The 14,096-nt window shown below is 49.7% G+C and carries 13 protein-coding genes; 11 read left to right on the top strand and 2 right to left on the bottom strand.

Going from position 1 to position 14,096, the window contains the following annotated elements; genetic code table 11:
* The first annotated feature begins 245 nt into the window (after positions 1–245).
* The 3 genes from SCACP_RS18360 (at position 246) to SCACP_RS18370 (ending at position 2,807) form a co-directional block, all read left to right on the top strand.
* Positions 246–566 (top strand): carbohydrate-binding protein, encoded by a 321-nt coding sequence (locus SCACP_RS18360; protein ID WP_425058948.1) that lies wholly within the window; start codon positions 246–248, stop codon positions 564–566.
* Positions 567–981: 415 nt separating this feature from the next.
* The gene (locus SCACP_RS18365) at positions 982–1,368 is read left to right on the top strand and encodes a hypothetical protein (RefSeq protein WP_425058949.1); all 387 of its coding nucleotides are present in this window, start codon (positions 982–984) and stop codon (positions 1,366–1,368) included.
* Between the two features lie 320 nt (positions 1,369–1,688).
* Entirely contained in the window at positions 1,689–2,807 is a 1,119-nt protein-coding gene (locus tag SCACP_RS18370; protein WP_425058950.1) for an amidohydrolase, read from the top strand.
* Positions 2,808–2,858: 51 nt separating this feature from the next.
* On the opposite strand, the gene SCACP_RS18375 is transcribed toward SCACP_RS18370, so the two are convergent.
* The gene (locus SCACP_RS18375; protein ID WP_425058951.1) at positions 2,859–4,463 is read right to left on the bottom strand and encodes a gamma-glutamyltransferase family protein; all 1,605 of its coding nucleotides are present in this window, start codon (positions 4,461–4,463) and stop codon (positions 2,859–2,861) included.
* A 58-nt stretch (positions 4,464–4,521) separates the two neighbouring features.
* A complete protein-coding gene (locus tag SCACP_RS18380; RefSeq protein ID WP_425058952.1) occupies positions 4,522–5,373 on the bottom strand; it encodes a histidinol-phosphatase in 852 nt (283 codons plus the stop codon).
* A 268-nt stretch (positions 5,374–5,641) separates the two neighbouring features.
* Between SCACP_RS18380 and SCACP_RS18385 the strand changes: the two genes are divergently transcribed.
* The 8 genes from SCACP_RS18385 to SCACP_RS18420 are packed head-to-tail and all read left to right on the top strand — an operon-like array spanning position 5,642 to position 14,052.
* The gene (locus SCACP_RS18385) at positions 5,642–6,574 is read left to right on the top strand and encodes an ABC transporter permease (protein ID WP_425058953.1); all 933 of its coding nucleotides are present in this window, start codon (positions 5,642–5,644) and stop codon (positions 6,572–6,574) included.
* A gap of 2 nt (positions 6,575–6,576) precedes the next feature.
* A complete protein-coding gene (locus SCACP_RS18390) occupies positions 6,577–7,488 on the top strand; it encodes an ABC transporter permease (RefSeq protein ID WP_425058954.1) in 912 nt (303 codons plus the stop codon).
* A gap of 12 nt (positions 7,489–7,500) precedes the next feature.
* Positions 7,501–8,505: an ABC transporter ATP-binding protein gene (locus SCACP_RS18395; RefSeq protein ID WP_425058955.1), complete on the top strand. Its 1,005-nt coding sequence runs from the start codon at positions 7,501–7,503 to the stop codon at positions 8,503–8,505.
* Positions 8,505–9,482 carry an ABC transporter ATP-binding protein gene (locus SCACP_RS18400; RefSeq protein WP_425058956.1) on the top strand — a complete coding sequence of 326 codons (978 nt, stop codon included), beginning with the start codon at positions 8,505–8,507 and terminating at the stop codon, positions 9,480–9,482. The genes SCACP_RS18395 and SCACP_RS18400 overlap by 1 nt, the downstream gene beginning before the upstream one ends.
* Positions 9,483–9,515: 33 nt before the next feature.
* A complete protein-coding gene (locus SCACP_RS18405; protein ID WP_425058957.1) occupies positions 9,516–10,304 on the top strand; it encodes a serine hydrolase in 789 nt (262 codons plus the stop codon).
* A 2-nt stretch (positions 10,305–10,306) separates the two neighbouring features.
* Positions 10,307–11,902, top strand: a complete 1,596-nt coding sequence (locus tag SCACP_RS18410; RefSeq protein WP_425058958.1) for a peptide ABC transporter substrate-binding protein — start codon at positions 10,307–10,309, stop codon at positions 11,900–11,902.
* Between the two features lie 47 nt (positions 11,903–11,949).
* Complete coding sequence (locus tag SCACP_RS18415) at positions 11,950–12,900, top strand: S66 peptidase family protein (RefSeq protein WP_425058959.1); 951 nt, start codon at positions 11,950–11,952, stop codon at positions 12,898–12,900.
* Positions 12,901–12,930: 30 nt separating this feature from the next.
* On the top strand, positions 12,931–14,052 hold the full coding sequence (locus SCACP_RS18420) for an amidohydrolase (protein WP_425058960.1): 1,122 nt from the start codon (positions 12,931–12,933) through the stop codon (positions 14,050–14,052).
* Positions 14,053–14,096: the final 44 nt, after the last annotated feature.

Here is a 14,096-nt window from a genome sequence, read left to right on the forward strand (position 1 = left end):
TAACTTCCAAATTCCTTTAAAATCATACCTATAAACTTTCGATATCAGCCTTTAAAAAAGATCCTGCAACGTTTCTGCGTTTCAGGATCTTTTTCCCCGCCTTGAATCTGAATACCAATATAAAGGTTTCTGAACCACTTTATTCATGAGCTTAACCGTCCCTTAGATTAAATTATTTACAGACATGTTCACTTTAAAATTAGGAAACACTAATTGTATCTTGACCTAAAGGAGGATGATGCCAGATGTTAAAAACGGTAAATACACATTATGATGCCAACGGGGTATTCATTAGGCCTGCCTTTCCTACTTCCAAAGACATCATCAAAATAACTTATAATGGTCTGCTTTCACAAAGTGGCGCCAGTGAAATTTATGCTCACGTCGGATTCGGACGAAATTGGGAAGACGTACGTGACTACAAAATGGTAAAGACTATGGATGGATTCGAAACCAGTGTAACCATTCCTAAACCTGTTGACACATTCCACGTCTGTTTTAAAGACAGCGCTAATAACTGGGATAACAATTCCGGCATTAATTACAATTATAGTATCTATCATTAACTTGTAATGCAGAGGAAGTTCTCCTGAGTTATTCATTTCCCCAAAGTTCTCACTATATTACTCACGAATAATTTTGCTGTCATTACGAGATAGACCATGCGCCCTTCAGGCGCACCAACAAGAATGAAAAGGGAGATTGCTTCACTAACGTTCGCAATGACGATAGAGGAACGGTATTTTTTCCGGTCATTGCGAGCACCGTTGCCTATGAGACCGTATTCGAAGCAGTAAGTCATTGAATCGTGCTTAGTTAGGCATTACGGTATCGTAGCGCGGCAATCTCCTTCCATACGTAAAGCTATTCTGTTTCATATATTTTTGTGCCTTGAGCACAGCGAAAGGAATGGTCGTTACTATGAGATTCATGCAAAACAAACCATGGGCTGTAGTCTTTGTTGGATTATTACTGTCCGTCATGCTCCTAATAGTCGGATGTGCTAACCTCACACCTGTTGAACCCCAACCTTCGCCAACCAGTCCTTCCAAACAAACGACCGAGAAGGATGTTAAAGTCACGTATAATTACAATGCTACCGATAAAGTACAGCTTTCTGCCAATAATATTGTACTCAAGGTAGGGCAGAGGCTGATCCTTGAACCTGCACAAGGTCTTACCAAGAATACTCGTTTTTCGTCATCTGGCGAATACTTTTTTGGTGACATAATGCAACAAGAAACCAATCAGCAGGAAACCGGCAGAGTAATATTTATCGCCAAAAAACCAGGCAAAGGCAAACTGCAGATTATCCCAAATACGAATGAGACTGCCAGAGCAGTCGACCTTTGGGTAACCGTAGAATAAAAAGCAGGAAGAGAGCGGTAGACATTGTTTTTATTTCGATAACAACAAATCTTTTCCTGCTCTGTTGTTATCTGCTTTCCGCAGCATAATAAAGAAAACACGGCTTGCGCCGAGCCTTTGGCAAAAGCGGAAGCCGATGTTGCTCTTATCCTGGCAGAGAGTTATACTTTTCTGCCAGGATAAGAAAAGGTCTTAGGTATATTTTTCTGCAACAGAGGAATTTAAGCTACGGGCAACAAACTATACTTGGGTATATTTAAATTTATCACCTTGCCAATCACGCGCGCTATTACTTAAAAAACCCAAGTGGAGGTAACTCTATGACCCTTTTAGCAACCAGAGTCAAAGAAATCTGGACTACGCTTCATTCCATTCCGGAAATAGGCTTTAAGGAAGTAAAAACAGCAGCGTTTCTGGCCGGACAACTACAACATTCCGGTTATCAGATTCAAACCGGCGTAGGCGGGACAGGGGTTATTGGCACGTTGACCAGCAGCCGCCCCGGTCCAACTTTGGCATTACGCGCCGATATGGATGCCTTGCCCCATGTTATTGACGGCCAGGACGCCGCAATTCATTCCTGCGGCCACGATGCCCACGCCGCCATTGTATTAGCGGCAGCTCAAGAATTAGCCGCTAAGGGAATAACCCAGGGGACGCTAAAGATACTTTTCCAGCCTGCCGAGGAAACGTTACTTGGCGCCACCCGGATGATTGAAGATGGCGCAATTGATGATGTGGATATTCTCCTTGGAATTCACCTGCGGCCTATTCAAGAAGCAGCGTTGAAGCAAGCCACCCCTGCTCTTTGCCATGGCGCCAGTTATATTATGGAAGCCACCATTCACGGCAGCACAGCCCACGGCGCCCGGCCCCATCTGGGCGTTAATGCGATTGACGGAGCAGCGGCAGCCGTTCAGGCCATCAATGCAATACATATCAATCCCGTCATCCCCGCCACCGTTAAGGTGACTAAGCTTCACGCCGGCGGAGCCACTTTAAACTCTATCCCGGATAAGGCCGTAATGGCCCTGGACCTGCGGGCCCAAAACAACGCTACCATGGAGGAACTTATTGAAAAAGCGACACGTGCCATCCAAGCAGGGGCAGCTACCGTGGGCGGCCAAGCTGCCATAAATATACTTGGAGGCTGTCCTGCCGCCGAATATGCTCAGGATATTGTCGACTTAGCCAAAGAAGCTATCACTTCGGTACTGGGTGAGAAAGGATTACTTGCTCCGGTTACCACTCCTGGCGGCGAAGACTTTCACTTCTTCCGCAAACATAAGCCCGCCTTAAAAACCGGCTATATCGGGTTAGGCGCAGACCTCACCCCCGGTTTGCACCACCCGGAAATGACTTTTAATAAAGAAGCTTTACTTGACGGCGTAAATATTCTCCTCTATATGGCGGATAAGATACTTGGTACTGCCAAGTAATGTACAAAAAAAGTAGACGGGCCACGCCGGCCTCCGTTTATATCTGTTCCCCTACCAGGCAGCAACGGCCCCGTCTGTCCGGGGTTCAGTACCTCCGGCCAGTACGCCGCTATTGTCACGCCAGATAATTTGTCCCCGGCCCATGGTAATGTTGCCAACAGTTCGCTGGATATCATGACCGCGCCTTGCCAAAGCCTCGGCAACGGCTTCGGGGAATTGATGCTCCACTTGGATGGTTTTGCCTTGCACCCATTGCCAACGGGGCGCATCCAGGGACGTCTGCGGGTTAAGTTTAAAATCAATGGTATTCATAACCATCTGGAGATGCCCTTGGGGCTGTACAAAACCGCCCATAACGCCGAAAGGCCCGACGGCCCGGCCGTCTTTGCTGAGAAAGCCGGGGATGATGGTATGATAAGGCTTTTTACCCGGTTCCAGGCAATTGTCATGATTGGGATCAAGCGAGAAATTGCAGCCACGGTTGTGGAGCGCAATACCGGTGTTGGGAACCACCAGGCCCGAACCGAAGCCCATATAGTTGCTCTGAATGTAAGACACCATATTGCCTTCGGCATCGGCGGCGGCCAGGTAAACAGTGCCGCCTCCGGGCGGTGACCCCGGCGCGGGCTGAAGGGCTTCTTTGCCGATAAGTTTCCGGCGTTCGGCAGCATAGGCATCTGACAACAGGTCGGTCACACTGACCCGCATTTTCCGCGGATCGGCAATATAGGCCAAACCGTCGGCAAACGCTAATTTTATGGCCTCGAACTGTTTATGGTACGTCTCGGCAGTTTCTTTGGCATCAAATGTAAAGCCTTTGAGGATATTTAACGCCAGCAGTGTAACCAGTCCATGACCATTGGGAGGAATCTCCCAAACATCATACCCCCGGTAGTTCACATGAATGGGTTCCACCCATTCCGGCCGGTAACCGGCCAAGTCCGCTTCCCGGAGATAACCGCCGTATTGTTTGGCAAAAGCAACAATTTTATCGGCTAATTCACCTTCATAAAAAGCTTTGGCCTTTGTTTCGGCAATTTTCCGCAGGGTCTGCCCGTGGTTTGCCGATCGCCAGATTTCTCCGGCCACCGGCGCCCGCCCGTGCGGAGCGAACGTATCAAACCAATACCGGAATTCTTCCCCTTTGGCCGCACGGAACCGCTGAAACCCGGCCTCCCACTGCAGACTGGTTACCGGCGATACCGGGTAACCGGCTTCGGCATATTCAATGGCCGGCAGCAGCACTTCCGGCAAGGTCAGCTTGCCGAAGCGTTCTATCAGCGCCGCCCACGCCGATGGCGCCCCCGGGACGGTGACCGCCAGCCAGCCGTTTTTAGGAATCTCCTTGTGTCCTTGCTTTGCTACCTCTTCCAGGGTTATTGCCGCAGGCGCCGGTCCGCTCGCATTCAGACCATAGAGCCTGTCTTTAATCCAGACAAGGGCAAAGGCATCCCCGCCGATACCATTCGATGTCGGTTCAACAACAGTAAGGCAGGCCGCCGTGGCCACTGCCGCATCAACAGCGTTGCCGCCTTTGCGCAAAATTGCCAGCCCGGCCTGCGCCGCCAATGACTGGGACGTAGCTACCATGCCGTTTTTGGCATAGACAACACTCCGCCGTGATGGATAAGGATGGTACAGCGCATCGAAATCCAATATTTTCTCCTTCTTTCCTTAATGATTATATATTATGGAAAACTCCACAGTCGGCATCTCAAGACAGTTTATAAGGCACGGCCTTACGCCCGGCAAATACCAGCACTTCGTCATATCCGTGGGCTTTGGCGTAATCCTCCGCCATATCGATATGCCTCCCGCAGTCCTCCGGACGGTGGGCGTCTGAGGATACAATGATGGGGATATTATATTTTTTGGCAGTTGCCATGAACGCCGGGTAGGGGGAAATTTCCATAACCGGATAACGGTACAATGTTCCCGTGTTAATGTCTATGGCCATACCGGCTTTATGCACCGCCTGGGCGGCGCGGTCCAAAAACGGCTGTACATCAAAATCGGGGAAATTTTTAAACAGCCGGATATTAAAGGGATGCCCGAGGACATCATAGAGGCCGGCGGCGCATAAATGTTCTATAGCTGCCGTATACCATTCATAGATATCCTTAAGGCTATATTGGTTCCAGACAAACTTAATATCGGCAAAATCATAGCCCCATCCCTTAAGGAAGTGAACTGAGCCAATTATATAATCAAATTGATGCTCTGCCAGAATGGCCCGGACACCTTCCTGATTTTGAAAGTTACAGACTTCAATGCCGGTTTTCACCGGATAGCCCTTCTTTTTCAACAGGTCCATAAACTGCAGGTATTCCTTAATACTGTAGCGAAACTTATTCTTGGTCAGCCATTGCCGCTGATACTGTCCTACCGGAGATTCATCAAGGATCAATTCCTCATAATATAAGTCCTTAAACTCGATAAAACCATGACTGTGCTCCGATATTCCAATCTCATCAATGCCGCGGCTCCGGGCATGGTCAAAAAATCCCTGCACCCAGTCAAGGTCATAGCTGCCATATTCAAAATGCATGTGATAATCAATGCGCATACCGCACTAACCTCCTTTTTTTCCTGTATAATTAATAATTAAGAGTGCTTGCATTCCAACCTTTATGCCAGTATACCACAAGTCTATAGTACAGGCATTGAAGATTAACCTATTTTTAATGTTAATGAGTTTCCAATACCTTACAACAATGGCATGAATCCTGTAACTTTAAGGAAGCATATATCCAGAAACAGCCCGGTAAACGGGTAGGTAAAGAGGTAATACACGAGCATACCGCTTTGTCTCGTCCAGACAGGAGTGTACTAATTTGTTGCGTTATATACTGAAGCGTATTGTCAGTTCCCTAATTGTTTTGCTGGCCATTATCACGATTACGTTTCTGCTCATGCATGCCATCCCTGGCGGTCCCTTTACCAGCGAAAAAAATATCCCTGCCGCCGTACTGAAAAATATTGAAGAACGCTACCGGCTGAGTGACCCCTTATGGAAACAATATATTGACTACCTGGCCAATTTAAGCCGTTTTGATTTAGGCCCTTCTTTTAAATACGCCGGCCGTACCGTTAATGATATTATTCGCGAAAGCTTCCCGGTATCCTTTCAATTGGGCATAGTAAGCATCACCTTGGCTATCGTGCTGGGAATCCCTGCCGGTGCTATTGCCGCGTTGCGCCAAAATAAATGGCAGGACTATGCCACAATGTTTATGGCAACACTTGGGGTGTCGGTACCCAGTTTTGTGCTTGCCGTACTACTTATCTATGTATTGGCCATCAAGCTGGCCTTGTTGCCGGCGGCACTGTGGGGAGGTATTGAATATATGGTTTTACCGGCCCTGGCTTTAGCCAGCCATCCGATGGCCTTCATTGCCCGTCTTACCCGTTCCAGTATGCTGGAGGTCCTTGCTCAGGATTATATCAAGACGGCACGGGCAAAAGGGCTGTCTCAAACGATCATCTTATACCGGCACGCGCTAAAAAACGCGTTAATCCCGGTAATCACCTATATTGGTCCCATGGCTGCGTCCATATTGACCGGCAGCTTTATTATCGAGAGCATTTTTGCCATTCCCGGCTTAGGGCGGCATTTTGTCACAAGCATCTATAACCGGGACTATACAGTAATTCTCGGTGTTACCGTTTTTTACAGCCTGTTGATCATCAGCTTAAATTTAGCAGTAGATCTTATTTATCCCTTACTTGATCCCCGCATAAAACTTGATGGAAAACAAGGTAGGTAACAATGTCACTGAACAACGAATTATTTGAACCTGTCATACGTACCGGACCGGTTGTAACAAGTACCCGTCCCGGTACAACCTATGGGCAGGACGCCTGGCGGCGTCTGAAAAAAAATAAACTGGCTATGGCCGGCTTATACACGTTACTGTTTATTATCGTGATTGCGGTTATCGGTCCCTGGCTGTCCCCGGTTTCCTATTCTGATCAAAATCTTATGGAAGCCAATAAACCGCCCGGACCCGGACACTGGTTCGGTACTGATAGCCTCGGCCGTGATTTGTTTGTCCGGGTCTTGTACGGCGCACGTATTTCACTGGCTATCGGGTTTGTGGCCAGTTTGATCAATCTTACCATTGGGGTTGTTTATGGTGGTATAGCCGGTTTCTTTGGCGGCCGGATTGACAGGATTATGATGAATATTGTCGATATTTTGTACGGCATACCGGTTTTGCTCTATGTAATACTCCTCATGGTTATTTTGAAACCAGGACTGACTAATATTTTTATTGCCCTGGGTATTGCTTACTGGCTTGGTATGGCGCGGATTGTCCGCGGGCAGATTTTAAGCCTGAAGGAACAGGAGTATGTTCTGGCAGCACGAACTATAGGCGCAAATCACTGGCGCATTCTGTTTCGTCATCTCCTCCCCAACGCCATAGGGCCAATTATTATCACGGTGACGTTTGCCATTCCGGAAGCCATCTTCACCGAGGCGTTTCTCAGCTTTATCGGCCTCGGCGTTGCTGCTCCCATGGCCAGTTGGGGAGTGCTGGCCTCCGAGGGGGTTGCCAGTTTACGTTCCTATCCCTTCCAACTGTTTTTTCCGGCTGTGGCCATCAGTATTACCATGCTGGCCTTTAATTTCCTGGGGGACGGTCTGCGGGATGCGCTGGACCCCCGCGTACGAAGATAGGGAGGCAAAGTAATGAAGCCGTTGTTAGCTGTTGAAGAATTGGCCGTATCCTTTGACACGTATGCCGGTGAGGTCAAGGCTGTTGATCAGATAAGTTTTCAGGTTCTTCCGGGGGAGGCTGTCGGTATTGTCGGCGAATCAGGTTCCGGCAAAAGCGTGACAGCTCATGCCATTATGAGGCTTATTCCTACTCCCCCTGGCAGATATGCCAAGGGGAAAATACTATTTGAAGGTGCCGATTTACTGCAAAGACCCGAACCGGAGATGGAAAATATCCGGGGTAATGATATTAGTATGATTTTTCAGGACCCTATGACTTCCCTTAATCCGGTGCTTACTGTCGGGATGCAAATTGCTGAATCTTTACAGTTGCATCAACATATGAACCGCAAAGACGCCTATGCCCGGGCTGTGGAAATGCTGCGCCTGGTCGGTATCCCTTCACCGGAACAACGCGTAAAAAATTATCCGCACCAATTCAGCGGCGGCATGCGGCAACGGACGATGATCGCCATAGCCTTGGCCTGTAATCCGAAACTCCTGATTGCTGATGAGCCGACTACGGCCCTTGACGTAACCATTCAAGCGCAGATTCTTGATCTGATGAAAGACCTGCAGCGCAAATTAAACACAGCCATTATTCTCATTTCCCATGACCTTGGCGTGATTGCCGGGTTGTGCAGCCGGGTGATTGTGTTATACGCAGGCAAAATTGCCGAAGCGGGAACGGCCCGGGATATCTTCTATCATCCCCGGCATCCTTACACCTGGGGACTCTTACAATCGGTACCGCGCCTGGATTCAACACAAAAACAACTGCTGACTGCCATTGCCGGACAGCCGCCTGACCTGTTACAGCCGCCGGCCGGCTGCCCCTTTCATCCCCGCTGTCCTTATGCCATGCGTATTTGTCAGGAACATTATCCCGAAACTACCAGGATAAGTGAGGAACACCGCGTGAACTGCTGGCTGCAGCATCCTGCCGCCCCTAACCCCAAACAGGAGGTCGCAGGCTGATGGAGCAAAAAAACATTTTAGAAGTGCGTAATCTAAAAAAATATTTTACTGTCCGCACCGATTTTTTGGGGCGCCCCACTCACTATTTAAAAGCGGTTGATGATGTGAGTTTTTCCATGCGCCAAGGGGAAACCCTCGGACTGGTAGGCGAAAGCGGCTGTGGCAAGTCCACTGCCGGGAGAACAATTATTCATTTGTATAAGCCCACTGCCGGCGAAATCCTGTTTAACGGGAAGGCTATTACCGGTAAACTTGAGGAAAAACAGCTGCGCCGCGATATGCAGATGATTTTTCAGGATCCTTTTGCATCACTGAATCCGCGCATGACAGTCGGGGATATTATCGGCGAACCCTTAGACATTCATGGGCTGGCCGCCGGTAGGGAACGGGTGGAGCGTATTGTCAGCCTGCTGCAGATGGTAGGGCTGACCCCTGAACATATGAGCCGTTTTCCCCATGAATTCAGCGGCGGTCAGCGGCAACGGATCGGTATTGCCCGGGCTTTGGCCGTTAACCCAAGTTTTATTATCTGTGACGAACCCATTTCCGCTTTGGATGTTTCCATTCAGGCCCAAGTGGTTAATTTATTGGAGCGCCTCCAGGCCGAACTGGGACTGACCTATTTATTCATTGCTCACAATTTAGCCATGGTGAAACATATTAGTAACCGTGTGGCTGTCATGTATCTTGGCAAAATTGTGGAAATGGCCGATAGCAGCGAATTGTACCGTAACCCCCAGCATCCCTATACCCAAGCGCTGCTGTCCGCCATACCTGTTCCCGACCCGGCGGTGGAGGCCAAACGGGAGCGGATTCGCCTGGCAGGCGATGTTCAAAGCCCCATCAATCCTCCTTCCGGCTGCCGCTTTTGCCCCCGCTGCCACTACGCCCAGCCGGTATGCGTCGAACAGGAACCCGCGCTCACAGACGCAGGCGCCGGCCATATGGTGGCATGCCACCGGATACACAGAGCATGAATCCGGTATTTTTTATAGAAGATGGAGTGAATTATGGAAGCATTACGCCAAAAAATCGAAGACATTTTAGCTGCCGATACCGGCTGCTGGGGAATGGTAGTCACCAATCACGCCACCGGCGCCAGGCTGGAGCTAAACCCGGAAATGGTATTTCCTGCCGCCAGCATGATTAAGGTTCCGATCATGTATGAAATCATGCGTCAGACGGCAGCCGGTAAACTCTCACTGGATGAGACGCTTGTTGTAACCAGTGGTTACCGGACAGGCGGCGCCGGCATCTTAAAGGAATTGCGCCCTGATATCACTATGACTGTCCGGGAGCTTGTCACGCTGATGATTATCGTCAGCGACAACATAGCGACCAATATGCTCATTGATCTCGCCGGTATGGACCAGGTAAACCGGACCATGACCGGCTTGGGATTAAAGTCAACGGTACTACGACGCCGGATGATGGACTTTGACGCCGCCCGGGCAGGCAATGAAAACGAAACCAGCGCGGCCGATTTGGCTCGCCTGTTTGCACACCTATTGAGCAGTACAGGTCTGCCGCCCGCATATGGCGCGTTAATGCTGGATATTTTAAAACGGCAACAAATCCGGGATAAACTGCCTTATTTTCTGCCTGAAGAAACAGTAATAGCTCACAAAACGGGAACTTTGCCAGGGGTGGAACATGATGCGGGAATTCTTTTTTTGCCTGGCGGCCCCTATATCATTAGCGTTTTGACCGGCGGTCTTACAGCCAATGTTCAAGGGCTTCAACTGGTCGCCAACATTGGCAAAACCATATATCACCATTTATGTTTTAGGGAGGAATGACAATGTCTCGCAAAAAGTTTTTGGCAGTAATGCTGCTGCTGACAATGCTCGTAACTCTGGCAGCAGGCTGCAGCAAATCCGGCGGTAATAATCAGGTATTCCGCTATGCCCTGGAAGCCGAACCGGCAACTTTGGACCCGGCCAAGTCGACGGCCATTCCCGAATCATTAGTAGAGCTGCAGATCTTTGAAGGCTTGACACGCCTTGATGCCAAAGACCAGCCTGCGCCGGGTGTGGCGGAAAAATGGGAGGTTTCTCCTGACGGGATGAAATATGTGTTTTATCTGCGGTCTAATGCCAAATGGTCCAACGGCGACCCGGTCACCGCTCAGGACTTTGAATTTGCCTGGAAACAGGTGTTAAACCCCGAATTTGCTTCAGAAAATGCATATATGTTATTCCCGATAAAAAATGCCCAAGCATACAATCAAAAAAAACTGACGGCAGACCAGGTAGGAGTAAAAGCCGTCAACGACCATACATTGGAAGTAACATTGGAAACACCCACAGCATACTTTTTAAGTTTGACGGCGTTTCATGCTTTCTATCCTGTTCACCAAAAGACAGTAACCGCCAATCCTGATACATGGGCCACCGATGTTAAAACTTTGATTGGCAACGGCCCGTTCAAGATCACCAATTGGGTTCACAGCGGCAAAATTGAATTTGCCAAAAATGATCAATACTGGGATGCAGCGCAAGTTAAACTGGTAAAAATGGAATGGCCAATCAGTGATTCTCAGACCACCCGGCTGGCACTGGTAGAAAACAATCAAGCCGACATGATGGTGGAACCGCCGGTTGTCGAGCATGACCGGCTTACCCAAGCGGGACTTCTCAAAATTTCGCCGTATCTCGGGGTATACTACTACGTATTTAATACGCAGAAGGCCCCTTTTGACAACGTGCAACTCCGCAAGGCGTTTGCTCTGGCAATCAACCGGGAAGCACTGGTAAAAAACGTCATCAAAGGCGGTAAACAGCCGGCTTATGCCTGGGTGGCGCCCGGACTTGTAAACCCGGCCACAGGCAAAGACTTTCGGGAAGAAGGCGGAAATTATGTGAAAGAAGATGTGGCGCTGGCCAAAAAATTGCTGGCCGAAGCAGGATATCCTGACGGCCAAGGGTTGCCACCGGTTACCCTGCTGTATAATACCAGCGAGCTGCATAAATCTATTGCCGAAGCCATTCAGGAGATGTGGAAACAAAACCTGGGTGTGTCTGTTAATTTAACAAATCAGGAGTCCAAAGTATTTTTGGAATCACGGTCACAAGGCGCGTTCCAAATTGCCCGGGCCTCGTGGGTCGGGGATTATGCCGATCCCATGACGTTTATGGATGTATTTAAAGACCCCGGCAATGACGCTAAATACAGCAATCCGGCCTATAACCGCCTGGTAGAACAGGCTCAATCCACCATTGACCAAAAAGTCCGGATGCAGGCCATGCATGATGCGGAAAAAATTCTCTTTGATGATGCCGTCATCATTCCCATCTATTATACTACTCAGCCATATATTGCCAAACCGTATGTCAAAGGCTATTTCTGGTCAGTGTTAGGACTTGCCGACTTTAAAACCGCGTTCATAGAAAAATAAAGAGAGCATATCTCTTTATTAATGATAACAATAGGAGACTTTTCTGTATGAACCCTATTTCCCCAATTAAACCCAAACGGCTCTGCCCGGGAGACACGATCGGTGTAATCGCTCCGGCCAGCCCCGGCGATCCCGAATTGGCCGCAGCCGGCGTACGCTGGCTGGAAGAACAGGGGTTCAAGGTGCAACTGGGTATGACAACCGCTCAAACGCTGGGATATTTGTCCGGTCCGGATGCCGCACGGGCCGCCGACATCAATGCTATGTTTGCGTCACCTGATATTGACGGCATTGTTTGCCTCCGTGGCGGGTACGGCACCATGCGGCTGCTGGAACTTCTGGACTATAGTACCATCCGTGACCATCCCAAAGTGTTTGTCGGCTACAGTGACATCACGGCCCTGCATCTAAGTATTGGCCAACGTACAGGCCTTGTCACCTTCCATGGACCTATGGTGGCGTCAGATATGGGAAGAGGCATTTCTGCGTATAGTTGGGACAATTTTTTCCGGGCTGTCGCTACTCCCGGGCCGCTCGGACCCATTAGCAATCCGCCGCTCTCCCCTCCCCCTGTGTTTATCGTGCCGGGAACAGCCGGAGGCTGTCTGACCGGTGGCAACTTAAGCCTGATTGTGGCCACACTGGGCACACCCTATGAAATTGATACCTGCGGCAAAATTCTTTGTCTCGAAGAGGTTGGCGAGGCCCCCTACCGTATTGACCGCATGTTGACCCAGTTATTACTGGCCGGTAAGCTGCAGGATGCAGCCGGGATTGTGGTTGATGCGTGCGCCGACTGCGATAGCGAAGCCAAACCGCCCAGCTTCACTGTAGAAGATGTGCTGCGGGACCGTTTAGGAGGCTTAAACAAACCGGTCCTCTATAATCTGCACTTCGGCCACACCGCCGACAAAACGACTCTTCCCCTGGGAGTCCGGGCAATGCTGGGAACCGGAATAGGCGGGCTGGTAATTACCGAAACAGCCACCACTGATTAAATGCGCGAAATGGTTTAGCGGAGGCAAGAGATGGATAAAACGGCATTAAAAGAAGAAGTTATGGCTGCAGTGGATACAATGGCCCCTGAACTCAGGGAAATCAGTCTGTTTTTACACAAAAATCCTGAACTGGGAGGTCATGAGTACCAAGCGGCCCGGCTTTTGACGACAGCGGCCAAGCGCTACGGGTTTACTGTGCAGACGAATATCAGCGGCTATACAACATCCTTCATTGCCAGGAAAGGAAGCCATGGCCCGAAAGTTGCGTTTTTAGCCGAATATGACGCATTACCCGAACTGGGCCACGCTTGCGGCCATAACCTGATTGCCGCAATGAGTTGGGGAGCGGCAGCGGCATTTGCAACTGTAGCCGGTAACCGGGCTGTTTCTTATTTGATTGGCTGCCCGGCGGAGGAGACAAGCGGCGCTAAGGTAGCCATGGCCGCCGACGGTGTTTTTGACGGCTTAACGGCGGTCCTGATTGTTCATCCTGCAGACGGTAATTACCTGGGGGGAACTTCCTATGCTTCCCATCCGTTACAAGTAACTTTTCACGGGCAGCCGGCCCATGTAGCCAGTAAAACAAACAAAGGCGTCAACGCTTTAGACGCCCTTGTCATGTTTTATCAGGGAATTAAAATGCTGCGTCAGACCTTTACCCGGGAGACCATTCTGGCGGGAATTATCACCAAAGGCGGGACAGCGCCCAACATCGTCCCCGATAACGCCCAAGCCAAATTTACCGTACGGGCACTGTCATCCCGCTATTTGGAAGACACCGTAGTTCCGGCCGTACGGCGGCTGGCGGAAGGGGTGGCTTTAGCTACCGGCACAACAGTAGAAACAGTGCACTATGAACCGTTATTTAAAGAATTAATCAATAACCCACGGCTTATGGAATTGTTCAAAAATAATATGGCCCGCTTAGGTGAAACCGTAACTGTCCTCGAACCGGAAGACGCAGACGGGTCTACCGATGTCGGCAATGTCAGCCACGCCGCCCCTACCCTCCATCCTGACATTGGCATCGGCTGCAATCTGATAGCACACACACCCGAGTTTGCCATAGCAACAGGATCAGATTATGCGCAAGAACGGCTGCTGGTGGGAGCCAAGGCTATGGCAATGACCGCTATTGATCTGCTCGATTAGTGATATCATTTGAACGAACTTCAATAGCCTGCCACCATGTAACC

It is taken from the genome of Sporomusaceae bacterium ACPt, assembly GCA_041428575.1.
Classification (GTDB): Bacteria; Bacillota; Negativicutes; order Sporomusales; family Sporomusaceae; genus Sporomusa_D; species Sporomusa_D carbonis.

Bases quoted from the DNA above. Each gene is read 5' to 3' on its own strand.
- SCACP_RS18365 (WP_425058949.1), top strand. From the start codon at position 982: ATGCTCCTAATAGTCGGATGTGCTAACCTCACACCTGTTGAACCCCAA.
- SCACP_RS18390 (WP_425058954.1), top strand. From the start codon at position 6,577: ATGTCACTGAACAACGAATTATTTGAACCTGTCATACGTACCGGACCG.
- SCACP_RS18380 (WP_425058952.1), bottom strand. From the start codon at position 5,373: ATGCGCATTGATTATCACATGCATTTTGAATATGGCAGCTATGACCTT.
- SCACP_RS18360 (WP_425058948.1), top strand. From the start codon at position 246: ATGTTAAAAACGGTAAATACACATTATGATGCCAACGGGGTATTCATT.
- SCACP_RS18370 (WP_425058950.1), top strand. From the start codon at position 1,689: ATGACCCTTTTAGCAACCAGAGTCAAAGAAATCTGGACTACGCTTCAT.
- SCACP_RS18410 (WP_425058958.1), top strand. From the start codon at position 10,307: ATGTCTCGCAAAAAGTTTTTGGCAGTAATGCTGCTGCTGACAATGCTC.
- SCACP_RS18400 (WP_425058956.1), top strand. From the start codon at position 8,505: ATGGAGCAAAAAAACATTTTAGAAGTGCGTAATCTAAAAAAATATTTT.
- SCACP_RS18405 (WP_425058957.1), top strand. From the start codon at position 9,516: ATGGAAGCATTACGCCAAAAAATCGAAGACATTTTAGCTGCCGATACC.
- SCACP_RS18395 (WP_425058955.1), top strand. From the start codon at position 7,501: ATGAAGCCGTTGTTAGCTGTTGAAGAATTGGCCGTATCCTTTGACACG.
- SCACP_RS18420 (WP_425058960.1), top strand. From the start codon at position 12,931: ATGGATAAAACGGCATTAAAAGAAGAAGTTATGGCTGCAGTGGATACA.
- SCACP_RS18415 (WP_425058959.1), top strand. From the start codon at position 11,950: ATGAACCCTATTTCCCCAATTAAACCCAAACGGCTCTGCCCGGGAGAC.